General features: G+C 37.0%; 16 protein-coding genes. 7 read left to right on the forward strand and 9 right to left on the reverse strand.

The genetic code is table 11. The features are described from left to right. Positions 1-31 precede the first annotated feature (31 nt). The 3 genes from murQ to PR766_RS02200 form a co-directional block, all read right to left on the reverse strand. Positions 32-952, reverse strand: coding sequence for an N-acetylmuramic acid 6-phosphate etherase (gene murQ, locus PR766_RS02190; protein WP_036967196.1), 921 nt, complete (start codon positions 950-952; stop codon positions 32-34). Between the two features lie 187 nt (positions 953-1139). Beyond that, a complete protein-coding gene (locus PR766_RS02195; protein WP_230086834.1) occupies positions 1140-1832 on the reverse strand; it encodes a carbohydrate-binding family 9-like protein in 693 nt (230 codons plus the stop codon). 191 nt (positions 1833-2023) lie between these two features. Continuing rightward, positions 2024-2935 (reverse strand): LysR family transcriptional regulator, encoded by a 912-nt coding sequence (locus PR766_RS02200; protein WP_006662696.1) that lies wholly within the window; start codon positions 2933-2935, stop codon positions 2024-2026. A 103-nt stretch (positions 2936-3038) separates the two neighbouring features. Between PR766_RS02200 and PR766_RS02205 the strand changes: the two genes are divergently transcribed. From PR766_RS02205 to PR766_RS02235, 7 genes are all read left to right on the forward strand, one after another. Next, positions 3039-3638 carry an FMN-dependent NADH-azoreductase gene (locus PR766_RS02205; protein ID WP_006662697.1) on the forward strand — a complete coding sequence of 200 codons (600 nt, stop codon included), beginning with the start codon at positions 3039-3041 and terminating at the stop codon, positions 3636-3638. Between the two features lie 521 nt (positions 3639-4159). Beyond that, positions 4160-4459 (forward strand): helix-turn-helix domain-containing protein, encoded by a 300-nt coding sequence (locus PR766_RS02210; RefSeq protein WP_036979927.1) that lies wholly within the window; start codon positions 4160-4162, stop codon positions 4457-4459. A gap of 92 nt (positions 4460-4551) precedes the next feature. Beyond that, on the forward strand, positions 4552-5133 hold the full coding sequence (locus tag PR766_RS02215) for a fimbrial protein (RefSeq protein ID WP_154606209.1): 582 nt from the start codon (positions 4552-4554) through the stop codon (positions 5131-5133). A 59-nt stretch (positions 5134-5192) separates the two neighbouring features. Then, on the forward strand, positions 5193-5903 hold the full coding sequence (locus PR766_RS02220; protein WP_006662699.1) for a fimbria/pilus periplasmic chaperone: 711 nt from the start codon (positions 5193-5195) through the stop codon (positions 5901-5903). 88 nt (positions 5904-5991) lie between these two features. Continuing rightward, the gene (locus PR766_RS02225) at positions 5992-8568 is read left to right on the forward strand and encodes a fimbria/pilus outer membrane usher protein (protein WP_272518467.1); all 2577 of its coding nucleotides are present in this window, start codon (positions 5992-5994) and stop codon (positions 8566-8568) included. 52 nt (positions 8569-8620) lie between these two features. Continuing rightward, the gene (locus PR766_RS02230; RefSeq protein ID WP_036967208.1) at positions 8621-9142 is read left to right on the forward strand and encodes a hypothetical protein; all 522 of its coding nucleotides are present in this window, start codon (positions 8621-8623) and stop codon (positions 9140-9142) included. A 29-nt stretch (positions 9143-9171) separates the two neighbouring features. Continuing rightward, positions 9172-9978: a hypothetical protein gene (locus PR766_RS02235; RefSeq protein WP_154636352.1), complete on the forward strand. Its 807-nt coding sequence runs from the start codon at positions 9172-9174 to the stop codon at positions 9976-9978. Between the two features lie 166 nt (positions 9979-10144). Here PR766_RS02235 and PR766_RS02240 read toward each other — a convergent pair whose 3' ends face one another. The 6 genes from PR766_RS02240 to PR766_RS02265 form a co-directional block, all read right to left on the reverse strand. Continuing rightward, a complete protein-coding gene (locus PR766_RS02240) occupies positions 10145-10483 on the reverse strand; it encodes a helix-turn-helix domain-containing protein (RefSeq protein WP_006657347.1) in 339 nt (112 codons plus the stop codon). Positions 10484-10556: 73 nt separating this feature from the next. Further along, positions 10557-11243 (reverse strand): fimbria/pilus chaperone family protein, encoded by a 687-nt coding sequence (locus PR766_RS02245; protein WP_036962681.1) that lies wholly within the window; start codon positions 11241-11243, stop codon positions 10557-10559. A 34-nt stretch (positions 11244-11277) separates the two neighbouring features. Beyond that, positions 11278-13518: a fimbria/pilus outer membrane usher protein gene (locus PR766_RS02250; protein ID WP_230086832.1), complete on the reverse strand. Its 2241-nt coding sequence runs from the start codon at positions 13516-13518 to the stop codon at positions 11278-11280. Positions 13519-13732: 214 nt separating this feature from the next. Beyond that, a complete protein-coding gene (locus tag PR766_RS02255; RefSeq protein WP_036962685.1) occupies positions 13733-14386 on the reverse strand; it encodes a DUF1120 domain-containing protein in 654 nt (217 codons plus the stop codon). Between the two features lie 35 nt (positions 14387-14421). Then, on the reverse strand, positions 14422-15081 hold the full coding sequence (locus PR766_RS02260; protein WP_006657343.1) for a hypothetical protein: 660 nt from the start codon (positions 15079-15081) through the stop codon (positions 14422-14424). A 57-nt stretch (positions 15082-15138) separates the two neighbouring features. Continuing rightward, entirely contained in the window at positions 15139-15765 is a 627-nt protein-coding gene (locus PR766_RS02265; protein WP_036962688.1) for a fimbrial protein, read from the reverse strand. Positions 15766-16489: the final 724 nt, after the last annotated feature.

A 16489-nucleotide genomic window follows, 5' to 3' on the forward strand; every position in this document is an offset into this window, starting at 1 on the left:
TGACTGAGTCATGACTCTGTTTATGTTTATGCTATTCGCTATGACTGTTTAGCATCGAATCCAAACTGGTGTTCGGGTTGCGCTGAACAATCTCTGTCGCTTGCTGTGCAGTAATATTCAATTCATACATTAAAATGGCGCGGCGTGGGTGATAATCCACCTGCTTTAATAACCTTGCCGCCGTATCTACATCAATCCCGCAAACTTCCCCAACAATTCGTTCAGCCCGACGCAATAGTTTGATATTACTCGCCATTACATCGACCATTAAGTTGGTATGAATTCGCCCTAAGCGCCCCATAACGCAAGTGCTTAACATGCCTAAAATCATTTTTTGTGCCGTACCACTTTTCATTCGCGTAGAGCCAGAAAGCACCTCAGCACCGACATCCGGTGCAATGGCATATTGCGCTAAATCACTCAATGAGCCGTGTCCACGTGTCGTGATCCCCACCGTCAATGCGCCAATTTGATTACCATATTCAATCGCGGCTAAGGTAAATGGAGTCCGCCCACTTGCTGCAATACCGATAATCACATCTTTTTCCGTAGCACCGCGTTCTTGCAATTCCTGTACAGATGCTTCCGTTGAATCTTCAATATTTTCAACTGCTTTTAACATCGCGGAATGCCCACCCGCAATGATTGATTGCACCATCTCAGGCGAGGTACCAAATGTTGGAGGACACTCCGCGCTATCCAATACCGCTAATCGCCCGCTGGTGCCAGCTCCGACATAAAAGATCCGCCCACCTTGTTTTAAACGTTCAGCAATCACATCAACCACATTCGCCAATTCAGGTAACACGGAATGTAATGCTGTCGCGACGGTGCTATCCGCCTGATTGATCACGGTGAGCATGGATAAGGTATCTAAACGAGAAAACTGCAATGTGTCCTGATTAAGTTCATTGTTCAAACAATCGCTAAGCGTATTTTCGGTTACTGACATCACATCACCTCAATTGAAACTATATTTCATAGAAAAATACTATTTATGAATATTAATTTCAATTCTAATCATAACAAGTTATTCACTTAGGATGATTTACGTGATTGAACTCACAACAATGGTATAAAAGAAATTGAAAAATCGGTGGCAACTTTATAAACCGCTTAAGGCTACCACCGGATGAAGGCTATTTGACGAGTTTACAGCTCCCGAAGGCTGAAGGAATATGGAAATCAGGTTTCACAGAGTCTGGTTTGATCCAGCTGATCCATTTACGTACTTGTTTCGGCTCACCGGCACTAAATTCTCCGCGTAAAATGGCACACATCAAGGTTTTCTTATCGCTGTCTTGCCAAAGATTCAGTTGCGTCAATTCATCAAGGTCAATTTTTCCCGTTAGCACATACCCCTCTGGCGTGATTTGCCCAACCGTTTTTAAAGTTTGCCAATTCCAGCTAGGATCGACTTCACGATAAAAATTCGCTTTCGCATCAAAGGTACGCCCTGATGGGTCCATTTCTGCGGTGTAGTAAGGTTTTAATTCAGGGCTCGTCGCAAAGAATAATTCCACACGATCAGAATCTAATACCGCCTGATCTTTATCAGTATTTTGACCTAGCTGAATATCTTTATCGTCCGCGATAAAACGGAAATACAGCGCATTGTCGCTCCACAATGCACGAAAATCGGTTTTAGGTGGTGCCTCATTTTCCCACGGGTAGACAAAATCAGTGAGCACTTCAGCTTGCTCCCAGACTGCGGCTTTTTGGGCATCATCTAAGGATTTAATCTGTGCAGTATGATGGATGGGATACTCTTTCGCTGCCACACTGGCGGTCACTAACAGAGTTGTTGCTGCAAATAGGGTCGTTAATTTCATGCCTTGCCTCACTTTATCGGTTTTATAATGTGCGAATAACATCAATGGTGTTTTTATAACGAAATCGTTATGATTTTTTAAGAAATTAAATTTCATAACTTATAACGAATATAGAATTAAAATTTCACCACATGCAAGACATGTTCAATAAAAACCCTCACTCTGTGAGAAGACTCACTGTTTATAATCGTCTATTCTGATGTCAAATTCAGGGGTAATTTTTCACGAATCGCATCAATAACCACCCTCGTTTTTAACGGTAAAAAAGAGGTTGCTACCCATACGACTGAGATAGGATAACGAGCACTTTGATATATGGATAAAATCTCAATTAGATGACCTGTCTTGATATTTTCTTTGACTAACCATTGAGGTAAATACGCAATCCCAGCACCATTTAATGCTGCAAACATAATGGTTTGCATATCATCCATCACTAATTTGCTTATAGGTAAATAACGATGCGCTTGCTGGTTCTGATCAAAAACATGCCATGGCAAAATTTTTCCGGCCTGTGTATACGCGATCAGCTGGTGCTTATCTAATTCAGAAAGTTGCTGGGGAATACCATGTTCCGCTAAATAGCTCGGCGACGCACAAAAAATCATTTTATGGTAACCAATTTCATGGGCAATCAACTGGTTTGAATCGGCGAGTTTACCCACTCGAACTGCAACATGAACACCCTCTTGCTGTAAATCCACGTTACGGTCATTCAATACCGTTTCAATTTCGAGTTTTGGATATAACTTCATCAGTTCAACCAGCAACGGAACAACATATAAATTACCCAATAATCGAGGTGCAGTAATACACACTTTCCCCTCAACATTACGCTTACCGCTTTCTAAATAGTTTGAGGCTTCTTGAAGTGCATTCAAAGCCTTGCTCGCATACTCATACAACACCATGCCATCATTGGTTAAGGTTTGTTGACGAGTCGTTCGCTGAAACAGTGCAATACCTAAACTGCCTTCTAATCGTGAAATACTTTTACTAACGGCTGATCGCGTTAAATGTAGGCGCTCTGCTGCCGCTGAAAAATTTCCGGCTTCAACCACAGCAATGAAGATAGGTAAACAGTTCAAATCTAATTTGTTCATATTGGTGCTCAAATGGAAACAATATAAGGAAAGAATATCACTCATTGTCCACTTATCAAGCCAGATATACTTGCTACATCTTAAATTGATAAGGAAGAACCCCATGAAAATCTTAGTTATAAAATCCAGTATTAATGGTGCAGCATCTCAAACAAATACCTTAATTCAACAGTATCTGGATGAACGTAAAGCCCAAGGATATCAAGATTGCATTATCGAGCATGATGTGGCAGAAAAACCCTTACCAGTACTGAATCAAGCGCGTTTTGCTGCGTTAAGAGGTGCAGAGATTAACAATCATGATTTAAAAAATACTGCCGAACTTTCAGACCAGTTAATTGCGGAATTAAAAGAGAGTGATTTACTGATCCTCGGTGCACCAATGTATAACCTCAACGTACCGACTGAATTAAAAAATTGGTTTGATTTAGTCGTCAGAGCAAGAGAAACATTCCGCTATACAGCAACCTATCCGCTGGGCTTAGTGGAAAATGTTAAAGCACTGGTATTTAGTGCTCGGGGAGGCATTCACTATGGGCAAGAAACCGATGCAATTACACCTTATTTGAAATCCGTTTTAGGTTTAATGGGCATTACAGATGTTCAGTTTATCTATGCTGAGGGTTTGGATATGAAACCCGAAGGGTATGAAGCGGGAATAGCTAAAGCTCAACAACAATTAATGCATCATGTTCATTGTTAAGTATTATTTACCAGAAAAATCCTCACTCTGTATTTTGTAATTAGTGAGGATTTTATTTTCATTAAGAAATCTATAAATATTCACTTACAATTGAAAATTCATAGCTAATGAATTGTATCTATTAGTATTTAACAAATTCATTTTTTTATAATAACGTCATTCCCTTTAATTTTCTCACCTCAAAAAACACCCCTAATGAGTAACAAAAAGCATAAAGTGAAAGAAAATATTTTATATTGTATCATTTTATTTCATCTATCGATCATTAAATAGATTTCATTTATTAATCTATGTCATTACTCAATCATTCTTTTATTTCATTACTAAATATACTCAAAAAAAGAGTAATTTTAAAGGCGATATTATCAATGTTTTATTTCAATAGAATGTAACATTATATTTCATCATATTTTGAGTATTTACATCATTATTTAACCTATTTACAATTCGCCTCGCTTTGAAATCATCCAATTATATAAATCTTATCTAACCAATCTAGGTAATTACTAACCATCAATATAATGAAACTAAATAAAAAAATAGGAAATTTTATTAGAAATGCAAGGGTAAGCAAAGGATTATCTGAAAAGGAATTAGCATCTTTAATATCGGTAAGTCAGCAACAAGTATCAAGATATGAAAGAGGAGTATCCACTTTAAGCATTCAAAATATTTTAATACTACTGAATGCTCTGAATATCCCTTTTGATGAATTCAGTCAAAAAATAATAAAGCCAGAGCAAAATAGACTTTTCGATTTACTTATCGAAGAGTTAGAAACTGACGGTGTAATTAATGTAGGCAATCTCAAAAATATATAAATGTATTTTTCGGAGTGCATGCGCCATTTTAAATGCAAGTACCAAGCAAGTAATTAAACCCTTTTTAAATTTTTATAATGGAAAGTTATATAATGAAACTCAAGTTAATCGCTATCGCATTACCTATTTCTTTAGCTTTATCTCACACTGCATTTGCAAATACCCCTCCAGAAGAGCAAGAGCCTACTTTAACTCCAGTTACTGTAGGTGGTGGCATTGTGAATTTTGCAGGTGCCATTGTGAATACTCCTTGTGTTATTGATAATGACGATGCCTCACAAACTGTTAATTTAGGTCAATACCGTCAAGATGCCTTCACCGGTAAATCTTCAGTTTCTTCTCCTGTTGGTTTTGATATTAAATTAACGGGTTGTGCAACCGAAACATTCAAAAATGCCTCTCTGACTTTCGCAGGTATTACTGTTCCTGACGAAGAAAAAATTCTTGCTCCTGTCGCTTCTCAAGGTGGGCAAATAACAGCGACTGGCGTAGGTATTCAAATTTTACAAAACAGTAAATTAGTGAATGTTGATGGTTTAAAAGCGACGGATGTAGTTAAGCTGAATGAAGGTGATAGTACATTACGTTTCCAAGCACAGTACATCGCATTAGCGGATGAAGTCACTGCGGGTTCTGCTAACGCATCTGCCGATTTCACTATTACTTACCAGTAATACTTCTGTCTTAGCACCCGTGTCATAGCGGGTGCGCATTATTTATTTTCGGAGTTCTTATGTTTTCATTACCTAAAACTAGCCATTTTTATAAATGGCTAGTTTCGCTATGCTATTTTGGTTTTTCTTCGCTGTGTTTTGCTGGTGGAATAACACTTGATAGCACCCGAATTATTTATCCGCAAGAAAGTAAACAAATTACTACAGGTATTCGGAATACCTCAGATAAATCAGCATTTTTAGTTCAAACATGGATAGAAGATGCAAAAGGAAATAAAATAAATGATTTTATTTCTACGCCACCACTATTCACTAGCGCACCCAAAAATGAAAATACCATACGCTTAGTTTATGCAGGTGAAAAATTACCTATAGATAAAGAATCTCTATTTTATTTCAATGTCAAAGCTATTCCATCTATTGATAGAAATGAACTGTCTGATAAAAATGCATTAATTCTTGCGGCAGTGACTCGCATTAAACTTTTTGTTCGACCAAAAGGATTAAAGATCACACCTAAAGAAGCAATAAGTCTTATTCGATTTAGCAAGGTAGATAATCAAAAGATTAAAATATCCAATCCATCACCTTATTACATGACATTAACGGATCTTAAGTCAGACAAAAAAGAGTTGCCAACCGTCATGATTGCGCCATTTAGTGATATTCAAGTTAACTCTCCAGATGGATTTAATATCAATAAACTGACATTTAGTTCAATCAATGATTTTGGTGGCGTCACACCGCCAAAGCCTGCCATTTTCAATTAAAAATCAATGTGTTTTATTTCAAATGGAAATAAGGTTTTCTATGTTCGTCTCACTCAAAAAATACAAAAAAAGCATAAATAACCATTTGATGTCCTCATACTTATTTATTTGCCTTTTTGTCGTACCAAATACCTATGCCCAAGACGGGAAAGATTACTATTTTCCCTCCTCTTTAATTTCTATTGATGCAGAGCATATTGCAGACTTAAGCACATTTGAAAACCAAGGTTCACAATTGCCAGGAACCTATGACGTTGATGTTTATTTAAATGGTAATCTTAAATACAGAAGAAACATGGCTTTTGTTAAAGAACAGCACTGCCAAGAGCAACATACACATGTATCTACAACAACAGACCCTACGGGGTTGATGCCGCTGTTAACCAAACAAGATCTTACTGAACTGGGAGTGAACACGGAAACATCTGCATTCACTCAATCAGAGAGTGATCAGTGCATTAATATCGTCCAACTGATCCCTAATGCGCATACCGAATTTGATTTCCCTAAAATGAAATTAAATATCAGTATTCCACAGATAGCGTTAAGTAATGTAGCCAAAGATGAAATTTCAACAAACCAATGGGATGACGGAATTAATGCATTATTTACCAGCTATACATTAGGTATTACAGATAACCAATATAAGCATGATTTCAGTAAAAACATTTACTTAAACCTAAGAAATGGCATCAATATAGGTAGTTGGCGGTATCGAGACAACCGCACATGGACTCGCTATACAAGCAAGCATAACCAAGAAAGCCACTGGCAATATCTAAACAGCTATGTCGAACGCGGGATCATTCCTTGGCGTAGTCGATTAGTTTTAGGGGATAGCACGACCAATAACACAGTCTTCGATTCACTGACGTTTCGCGGTGTGCAATTAAGAACTGACGAAAGCATGTATCCAGCAAGCCAACAAGGATTTTCGCCTATTATTCGAGGTGTTGCAAACAGTAATGCCACCCTTGAGATTCGTCAAAATAATTATTTAATTTACCAAGCTAATGTCGCGCCGGGTGAATTTGCCATTACTGACTTAAATTCCTTGAACTCAAGCGGTGATTTGCAAGTCAGTATTCTTGAAGCTAACGGTGATATTCAATCCTTTATCGTGCCCTATGCCTCTGTTCCGGTGCTATTACGAGAAGGTCGAATGAGCTATAGCCTAACCGCCGGTGAATTTCGCTCTGATAACAGCCATTATGATACAACCCAATTTGGCGAAACTACGCTTATCTGGGGAGCATCTTCATTCACCACACTTTATGGTGGCATTCAGTATGCCCAAAACTACCTGTCCGGTGCAATTGGTACAGGCTTTAACTTAGGGGCATGGGGGGCATTTTCAGCTGATATTACCCATGCAAATAGCCAATTAACCGATGGGAGCCGCTATCAAGGGCAATCATTGCGATTTCTCTACGCACGCGCATTCCCTGAAACGGGTACGAATATTCAATTAACCGGATATCGATATTCAACTCGGGGTTATTACACTTTACAAGAAACGTCACTGAATCGAATGTCCGGTTGGTTGTCCCAGAATGAAAGTGTTGATTCCGATGGGGAACTTAAAACCAACAATACTTATTACTTTAATCTTTACAATAACAAGCGAGAAAGAATACAAACCAATATCTCACAAAAAATAACAGGCATTGGTTCTATTTATTTAACAGGAGTCCGCCAAAGTTTTTGGGAACAAAATGGCAGCTCTGTTTCCATACAATCAGGACTAAGTAGCCAAATTGGCGATATCAATTACACGCTCTCATATGGGCTAAATAAAAACATTGATCAGTACGATGTCAAAACGACAGATAGGAATATTTTCTTAACGGTCTCCATTCCGTTGCAAAAATGGTTGCCTCAAGGAGCGCCGCCGATGTATGCCTCTTATAGTGCTAACCATGATAACCAAGGAGAGTTAATCCAGCAAACTAGCCTAAGCGGAAGTTTCCTGCCACAACAAAACCTGAATTGGAACGTAGCTCAAGGTTATTCCTCAAGTAATGGAAATGACGGAAACCTCAACTTAGCGTATCAAGGTGGCTATGGAAATACACAAGTGGGTTATAGCTACGGCAAGGATTACCGCAAGATCTCAACGGGTCTTTCGGGTGCAGTGACTTTACATTCTGACGGTGTCATTTTTAGCCAGCCTCTTGGTGAGACCAATATTCTGATTTCGGCACCGGGAGCCAGTGATATCCCCGTTGAGCACACGAGTGGCGTTAAGACGGATTGGTTCGGTTACACCATCAAACCTTACGCAACCCCATATCGTTTAAACCGCGTTGCATTAGACAGTAGCGAGTTAGATGAACAAACGGAAATTGAAAACAGCGTTCTGACAACGGTGCCCACTCGCGGCGCTATCGTCAAAGCAAATTTTGTCACTCGTCAAGGTGCTCGAGCACTGGTTCGCATTGTAAAAAATGGCAAAAATCTGCCTTTCGGTACCTTAATTTCAATTGGGCATCAAACATCCATTGTGAATGATGATGGTCAGGTTTATTTGTCTGGGCTAGAACCTTCAGGCGAACTCATCGCTAAGTGGGGACATGATGATGAAAATCAGTGCCGAGCCACCTATTCACTACCTCAAAATACAGATCAGCAATCATTAATTCGATTCGAAGTTAATTGCCAGTAATCTTGGCAATAACAAAACTATTTTAAACATTAACTTAAATAAAAGGCTTAATATGAACTTTATAACCCACAAATTCTTTAACTTAATTTTGGTCGCTAGCGTTGTCGGAGGTACCAATATCAACTTAGCCATTGCAGAAAGTGCCAATGCAATCGTTCAAATAAAAACCACTGTTTTGGCAGGTTGTACACTGGATGCGCCTGAAACTGTTTCTTTAGATAATATTCCGAGCTCTGCATTTAATGGAAAACGCGTTGGGGATAACCTAACAGACTACGCGAAAACCTTTAATTTGACTGCTACATGTTCTGGAACCGATAAATATAAATACACATTCCAAGTCACAGAATCCGATGCATCCTGCATTAAAACTAATGCCGATTTTATGCGCTACTGCTTAAAATCTAATGATAAAGATATTAATTTATCGTCGACTACAGCGACCTTGAATTGGGATATTACCAAAGATGGAAATATAACACCGATAACCGTCATCCCACAGGTGGCTTCTACCACAAGCACTCCGGTTGGTGAAGTCAATGGGCAGATTACCATCACTATCGAGCCGATGTAAATTACGGATTAACCAGTAAGGTCAAGACATTGCGCCAGTTATTTATTTTTATCGTTTCATTATTTCCGCTATCTATTTATGCAGAAACAATATTTATTCTAAAAGAAACTCAAAATGTGTCTATAGAGGAAATATCATCTCAAGCTAATAAAACGCTATTCAGATTTACTGTCGACTATATAAATGACAATAACACATCAGGCTCATTACGATCGTCATGTTGGGGAAGTTTTGATGATATGAAAAATGCTTCTAATGATGGCATTAATACCGCTGAGATAACATTTAACGACGGAAAACTGGGTGTGTATGCTAGTTACACCCCAATGACATTTTATAGTGGTAATAACACTGTAAATACATATACAAACTTTAGAAGTCTCACGGGATTTAACGGTGACAAATGGACACTATACTGCACTGCTGTAAGTAATATGATTACTGAAATTAAATTTCGACCTCGTGAAGTATCTTATACGATTGTAAATCTAATGGCATCTAGTGAGGCATATCCCCATATCAGCGCACCTGCAATTGTTGATTTAAAGTCTTGTTTCCCCAATCAAGAACTAGAAACCGTTATTCCTTTGACGGTAGGTTTTGTGGGGTATATAGGGCAAGATAAAAGAATGGAGTTAACCGTAAAATCTAATGATTTACCTGATAGTTTTGATATTACTCTCGATAATCAAAGTATTCTCAATAAACAACCCCAAGTTATTCAAATGCCAGCAGGGCTAAAAGAGAAACAAATTGAGACCCGTTTGAAAGGGCTGTGCCCAGATAACGCTGGAGAATATGTTTGGAACGCAGAGTATATTACGACCATTCAGTAATCTTATTTAAATATCTTCAACATTTTTATTATCCCTTGCTAACCATTAAAAAAATCCGCCTAATTGGCGGATTAATAAATCAAATTAATAGAGAAAAAGAGAACTTTGCTAAGCAATTAAACAATAGGAATTTCTACGTGGCATATAACAATAGGCTGTCACAAACTTAACTTATTTTTTCGAAATAATTTTTGATATCCTTATGGGTATCATTTAATTTCACATCTGGAAGTTCATCTTGATGATTTTTCAATTGAAATCTTAACTCACTAAAAAAATCACCGAAGTCAAAATCTAAAACAAAAAGAATACTTAATAATGTATCCACCGAGATCCGGCATTTTCCACACTCATACCGTGAATAATGCTGTTGAGAAATACCTAATTGCTTAGCAATCTTTGCACCCGAAAATCCTTTTCTTTTACGAATACACCGAAGTTCCTTGCCTATTATAAATGAGTAAATATTACTTTCCGGTTTACTGTCTTCATCTGCATTTTTCATATTTTAGATATCTCCCTATATTGGAACGAGAGAGCCAACCTATTGACTCTCGTTCCATCTGATAGATAAAACATTATTCGTTATGAGTGACTTTGATTGTATCGTCATTTGAATTTTTAAATCCGTAACGGCTTAACGGTGAAATCACTAATTCTTGTGCCTGACTTTTTACATCAATGGTTTTACTTTCATTCGGTCTTAAATAAAACTGGTCAATTGAGTAAGCCTCATGGCTCGGTAATACAGTTACAGACGGGGATAAACGAACAACTTGGTTACCCGTATTCGTTAACGTCAGCTGATTATTTTTTTGGTTAACCGTAATATTTTTCCATGGTGTTTGGCTTAGCAGACCATTAGTCGGTGTAATTAACATTGCCACATCTTGACGAATCGGCATTTTTGCTGAGTTTTGTTTAACCGCCCCCACTCCTTGGAAAGAAACACGTAAGATTTCCTCTTGCTTTAACTCTAACCCTTTCTTTAAAACAAAGTTGATTTGCTGGCTTTCATTTGGCTCAATACGAACAATTGGCGGTGATACCATTACGTCTTTTGCCATAGGCTTCGAACCATCCAGATCAGAAACTTTCGTTGATAATAAAATAGGCTCTTTCGATGTATTTTTTACACTAAATACTTTGCGCTCTTCACCAGCATCTAAAATAACGGTCATAGTTTCTAATTGGAAACTTGCTTTAGCAGATACGCTAATTAAACCAATTAAGCCTAAAATTGTTGTATAAATTAACTTTTTCATTTAAACCTCAAACTTGTATTCAATAATAGTAAGATTAATGGCAGATAGCATCTGCCTCTTCATAAAGTGATTCAGCGGAAAATATTTCCGGCACGGTATATTTAATAATGCAATCATCTGAGTTGGGTGAGCGTAAAATAATATCCTCACCAATTTGCTCATTACTTAATAATAGATTCCCTTCTCCCATAATGACGCCCATATAATCACCTTTTTTATTTAGCACACTGGCACCAAAAGGAACGGCATCCCCATTTGCCATTTTAATACTCAGTAATAATTGCCTCATCGTCGTTGCACTAATACGCTTCGTGATGACGGAGCCTCTCGCAGCTGCCACATCAAATGAAGTGGTATCTAAACGCACATTCAATGGCAATTTCTCTGTATTTAATTGCACTGTCGATTTTTGGTTTTTCGGCAGCGATGAAATAGCCGCTGTCCCGAAATGATTCGTTATCGTTGTTCCACTTCCCATGGTGTTCACTCTAACCCCCGGTTCATCAGGCACATAAACGATACCAAAAGTGTCTCCTAACGGGACGGAGGACGTTGCAAATAACCCATCGGAATACGCCAAGCCACCCGATGCAGAGACGGTAATGGAGCGCGTATTATTCTGAGACATGGAACCACTCAACGAAATATTGCTATACGCGTTGGTATTATTAATACTTCCATTAACGACATTAACTTTATCATTACGACCAGCCCCAACTGAATACCTCAAATTATCACTAACTTGCTGGTTGTAATTCGCCATGACCATGTTTTTATCTTGGTAGTGCTGGCTTTGCATACTAATATTTTTTTTCTTACCTAACGGCATTGATGCATTAATAAAAATTCGGCTATCTTGGTCATCGCCAGTTTGATAATTCACATTCAAAGATACATCCGCAATTTTTCTGCCATAACCAATGGAATAAAATACCGTATCGGATTTATTGCCATAAAAATGGTTATGACTAACGTTAGCGCTAAAACGTCCCCAAGTAACATCTCCCCAACTTGTAAATAACGAGGACGATGTTTGTACTTCACCGCTAAACCATTTATTCGTTTTTTGTTGCTCATCCTGAGCTGGCGACTTTTTTAATAATGAGCTATCTAACATAGGAAACTGATTCGTTCGATATAAAACGGATGCACCTAATGTCATTTTTTCAAATGCGATATTGCTATTGAAATCGATTTGCTCTCCACGTTTTTCATTATTTCGAGCACTTTGTACCCCCATCCCTATAGAAACAGGGGTCACGATATCGAAATAGGAATTCACTCGCCCACTGATTGCCTGGAATGGCTCTGAATAGAGAATTCCTGCGGCATAATTTGATACACCATATTGTTGGCTTATCTCTGCACTACTAATAATTGGCTTATCCGTTTGCTGATCATTTCGGCTACGGTATCGCCCAAGTGAAAATTGATAACTCATTGGTGAAACTGCATTTTGTTGGTTTGCTGTCACCACTTGAAACTGCTGTTTCTCACCATTGTCTTGTATCACAGTGACATCTAACGGTGAGCCAATCACCACATTATTAATCCTGTTTAGCTCAAAAGGTCCTGCTGGTATCATCGTGCGATAGAGCAATCGACCATTTTGCTGTACTTCAACTGTTGAGGGTGTGCTGGCAAATCCGGTCACAGGAACAACTAAAACATTCGTCGCTTGCAAAGAGCTATCCGAATAAATCTGAACACCATCAATCGACGTTCCACCAAAAAATGCACCTTGCGTATTGAGCTGACCAATATCTAACAACGATTTTAAAGACTCGATGCTCTTTGATAACACAGTTTCATTAAACTGATATTGTGAGTCTGAATCGCCAACAGAAATGCTGCTATTATTTCTCAAAACCCAATTTTGCCAATTGATTCCTGTTTCAAATTCGCCTTGGTAAAAACGCTGGTTATAATTACCATTAATATGCATCCCATATAATTGATAATTACTCACCACACCAAATCCACCGTAAGTTAATTCACTACCTTGTAGTTTCTGATCAATATTATCTTCAGAAACCACCATATCGATACGATATGTATTAGGATGTAATGCAATCTTTGCATCTGGGTATATCTGTCCAAAGGTATTGCATCCTTCCTTTAGGTTAATTTCTTTTAATCTCAGTTTACTCATCAATCCATCAGTAAGGCATAGTTCGCCACTTTCATTGATTTCAACATTTGCGGCATATTCATTACTGCCATTTAATTTTATGGTGACATCATGTTGCCCAGGTAAAAACTGATTACCCTTCATAAAAAATTCTGCAACTTCTGCTCCATACCCTAGTGATTTTAAAGAGTCGAGATCAAAATTAATTGACGATGGTACTTCACTCTTTATAGTTTCAGATGCAACGGAATTATTTACATGCAGTACGATAAAAATTAAAAATAGTTGGCAATAAGAAAAATAGTTTTTCTTATACATTATTATTTTTATTTCCAATATAAATTATTAAAAATTAAAGTTATATTCCAAATGAAAATATAATATCTGCACTACCATCTAATTCCATTGCCTCAATAATTGGACCATTTGTCTCTTTAAGGCTATTAAGAATGGGTTTTACCGCTATATTTACGGAGAAGTTTTTCCCACTGGATAATACGTTTTCATTTGTAAACCATGCGTATTGTTTGCTTTTTAATACGGCTTCCCCCTGAGTTCGCTGAATCATTCCAACACCTTCAACGACTCCAATTCCAACAGATTGCCCATCAACTTTAGGCTGATTAAGGATGAGCTGATAGTTACCTAATCGCCCTTGGTTATTCACTTTCCCTAACCCAAAGTAACTTTCATTTCCCATTTGTGACGTATCACTTCGATTATCAGAAAACTGAATAAGTAACTGAGTCGGCGTATTGCAGGAAACTTGCCATGTTTTCGAAATCTCAGGAATTTCAGTCATCTTAATTGGGTCAAACTGGCGGGCATGCAGTTGATTAAACTGATATTGCCCGCCATCAGGGATGACAATTTCACACGTAGGAGGAGATTCAATCTGTTCAAAAATATTCCTACTTTGAAAATTATGCGAATTAGCTGCTTCACTAAAAAACAGGCTACAGTATGTAAATAACAATGTAGCTTTAGCTGCTGGCATAATAAATAAACGCATACATTCCCCAAAAAACACTTCAGATTAAAGCTTAATTAAATACCAAAGTTAAAAGCCAGCACGGCCTCTGCTTGATAATCAACATTGGACGTCAAATCAATACCAGACGCTGTTAATTGGTTGATTGAGCTAATATAAACACTACTAGTTAAAAAATCCGCGGAAAATACTTTTCCAGCTGTCAATTTATTAGCAAATATTGTTGAGCTCTTCGTACCAAAGCCATTCAGTATTTTTTTAGTCATAATGCCATTATTTTCTGTTACACCATCTTTTGCAACAAACGCAGTTTTAGCATCAATAGTGACATCAGAAACAGAAAATACTACAGCACCAATTGATTTATCCGTATGATCCGAATTCACCATAAAAAAATAATTATCGCCGCTTGCAGTAGGCCATGGTGTACTTTGATACGTATCCGTTGCTCGATATGTTAAATACGTCTCTGCATCACACGTAATAGTGACATTCTTTTTCACTGGAGACTGCAATACAGTATATGACGTTTGACTTAAATACCTTGGTGATGTTTTTACTAATTCAAAAATAATATCTGATTGCTCATGACCATTAATTAAACAAGTTGGCATTTTAACAACACCAGATACTTTTATATTTGCAGATGTACCTGCAAATACAGCTGGAGACATTAATATTGTCGATAATATTAATGTCGTTACTTTTTTCATCATAAAGCGATCCCATAATGAATAGATATAGTACTATATCCATTCATCCTAATAACGAATTTACAGTGAGAAAGCGAAAGCTAATGTTGCATAGCCATCTAAATTAGCATCACCTGAACTGGTTTTCAGCTCAGAACTCAGCGTTGGTCTTACATCAAGGTCAGCAGAAAAAATTTGCCCTGCTCTCAATGTACTTGCTGCTGTTGCCCACGCCATTTTTTTAGTTTTATCAACAGATAATGATGTTGCATATGATGTTCCATTCGATACACCAACAGTTTGAGCCGCGCTTGAAGCATCTTGTTTTACTGTCGCATTTTTCATTGTAATTGTATAAAAACCAACTTTTTTATCCGTATCAAACAGACCTAAACCGAAGTTATATACGCCAGCGGTTAATACAGAACTCGCACGGTTATCCGTTGAAGAGAATGTTAAATAGGTAGAGGCGTCACAAACAACTTCGATATTATTTGTTTTTGCATCTAATAATAAGTTACCTGATACAGGGAACATACCAGGGGACACATCAAATACATATTCTAAGTCAACTTCATTTTGACCTTTAATAGTACACGTTGGTGGCGTAATTGATCCTGTTACTTTTAAATTTGCAACGGGAGCTGCAGCTAATGTAGCACCAGAGAAAGTAATTAAAGATAATGCAATTATGGTTTTCTTAAACATGAAATAAATCCTATAAAATAAAAATAATATTTAAACAAATAAAACCCCTCCTCTTAGAATTTTAAAAAATTAAAATTCCAACAGGAAAATGTTAGATATTTAGTTGGCTTTATTTATTTTTAAAATCGATTTAATGCTAATAAATTCCATCAGCTCAATTAATTCGATGGACTCATTATAAGCATATATTTTCAGGATTTGAATTGGTCAAAATAAGGTAAAATATTTAAATTCACTTTATTACAAAGTATTTCATTATGTTTCATTATAGAAAACAAACAAGTAAGCCTTACAGATCATTTTTAGACTGTCGATCAAGTATATATAAACCCAGAATAGTCATAAAAAGAATACAAATACAGTTTTATATGCTAAATATTCTTTTAATTTGTTTTGATCTATAAAAAAACACAATTTAACACACATGCAGAGTAAAAAAAGAAGATAGTAAACAGATAAGAAAAAGCAAAAAAAAATTTATACCCATAAAAATCAATTAGTTAAAAATTAACTCCTCAAAAAACGATTCACACCTATTAACAGTAAACTTAAGAAACTTTACAAACCAATTAAATTCATACGAAACTATACCCAAGTTGTTACACCAATGAAGAGTAATGTTCGCTAATCAAACTATATTATCCCTTAAAAAACCCTATTTGGATAATCTTAATTTGAATACTCCCTAATTATATATACTAGCTTATTCCAATAACTGTTTTTT

It is taken from the genome of Providencia sp. PROV208 (assembly GCF_028479465.1).
Classification (GTDB): domain Bacteria; phylum Pseudomonadota; class Gammaproteobacteria; order Enterobacterales; family Enterobacteriaceae; genus Providencia; species Providencia alcalifaciens.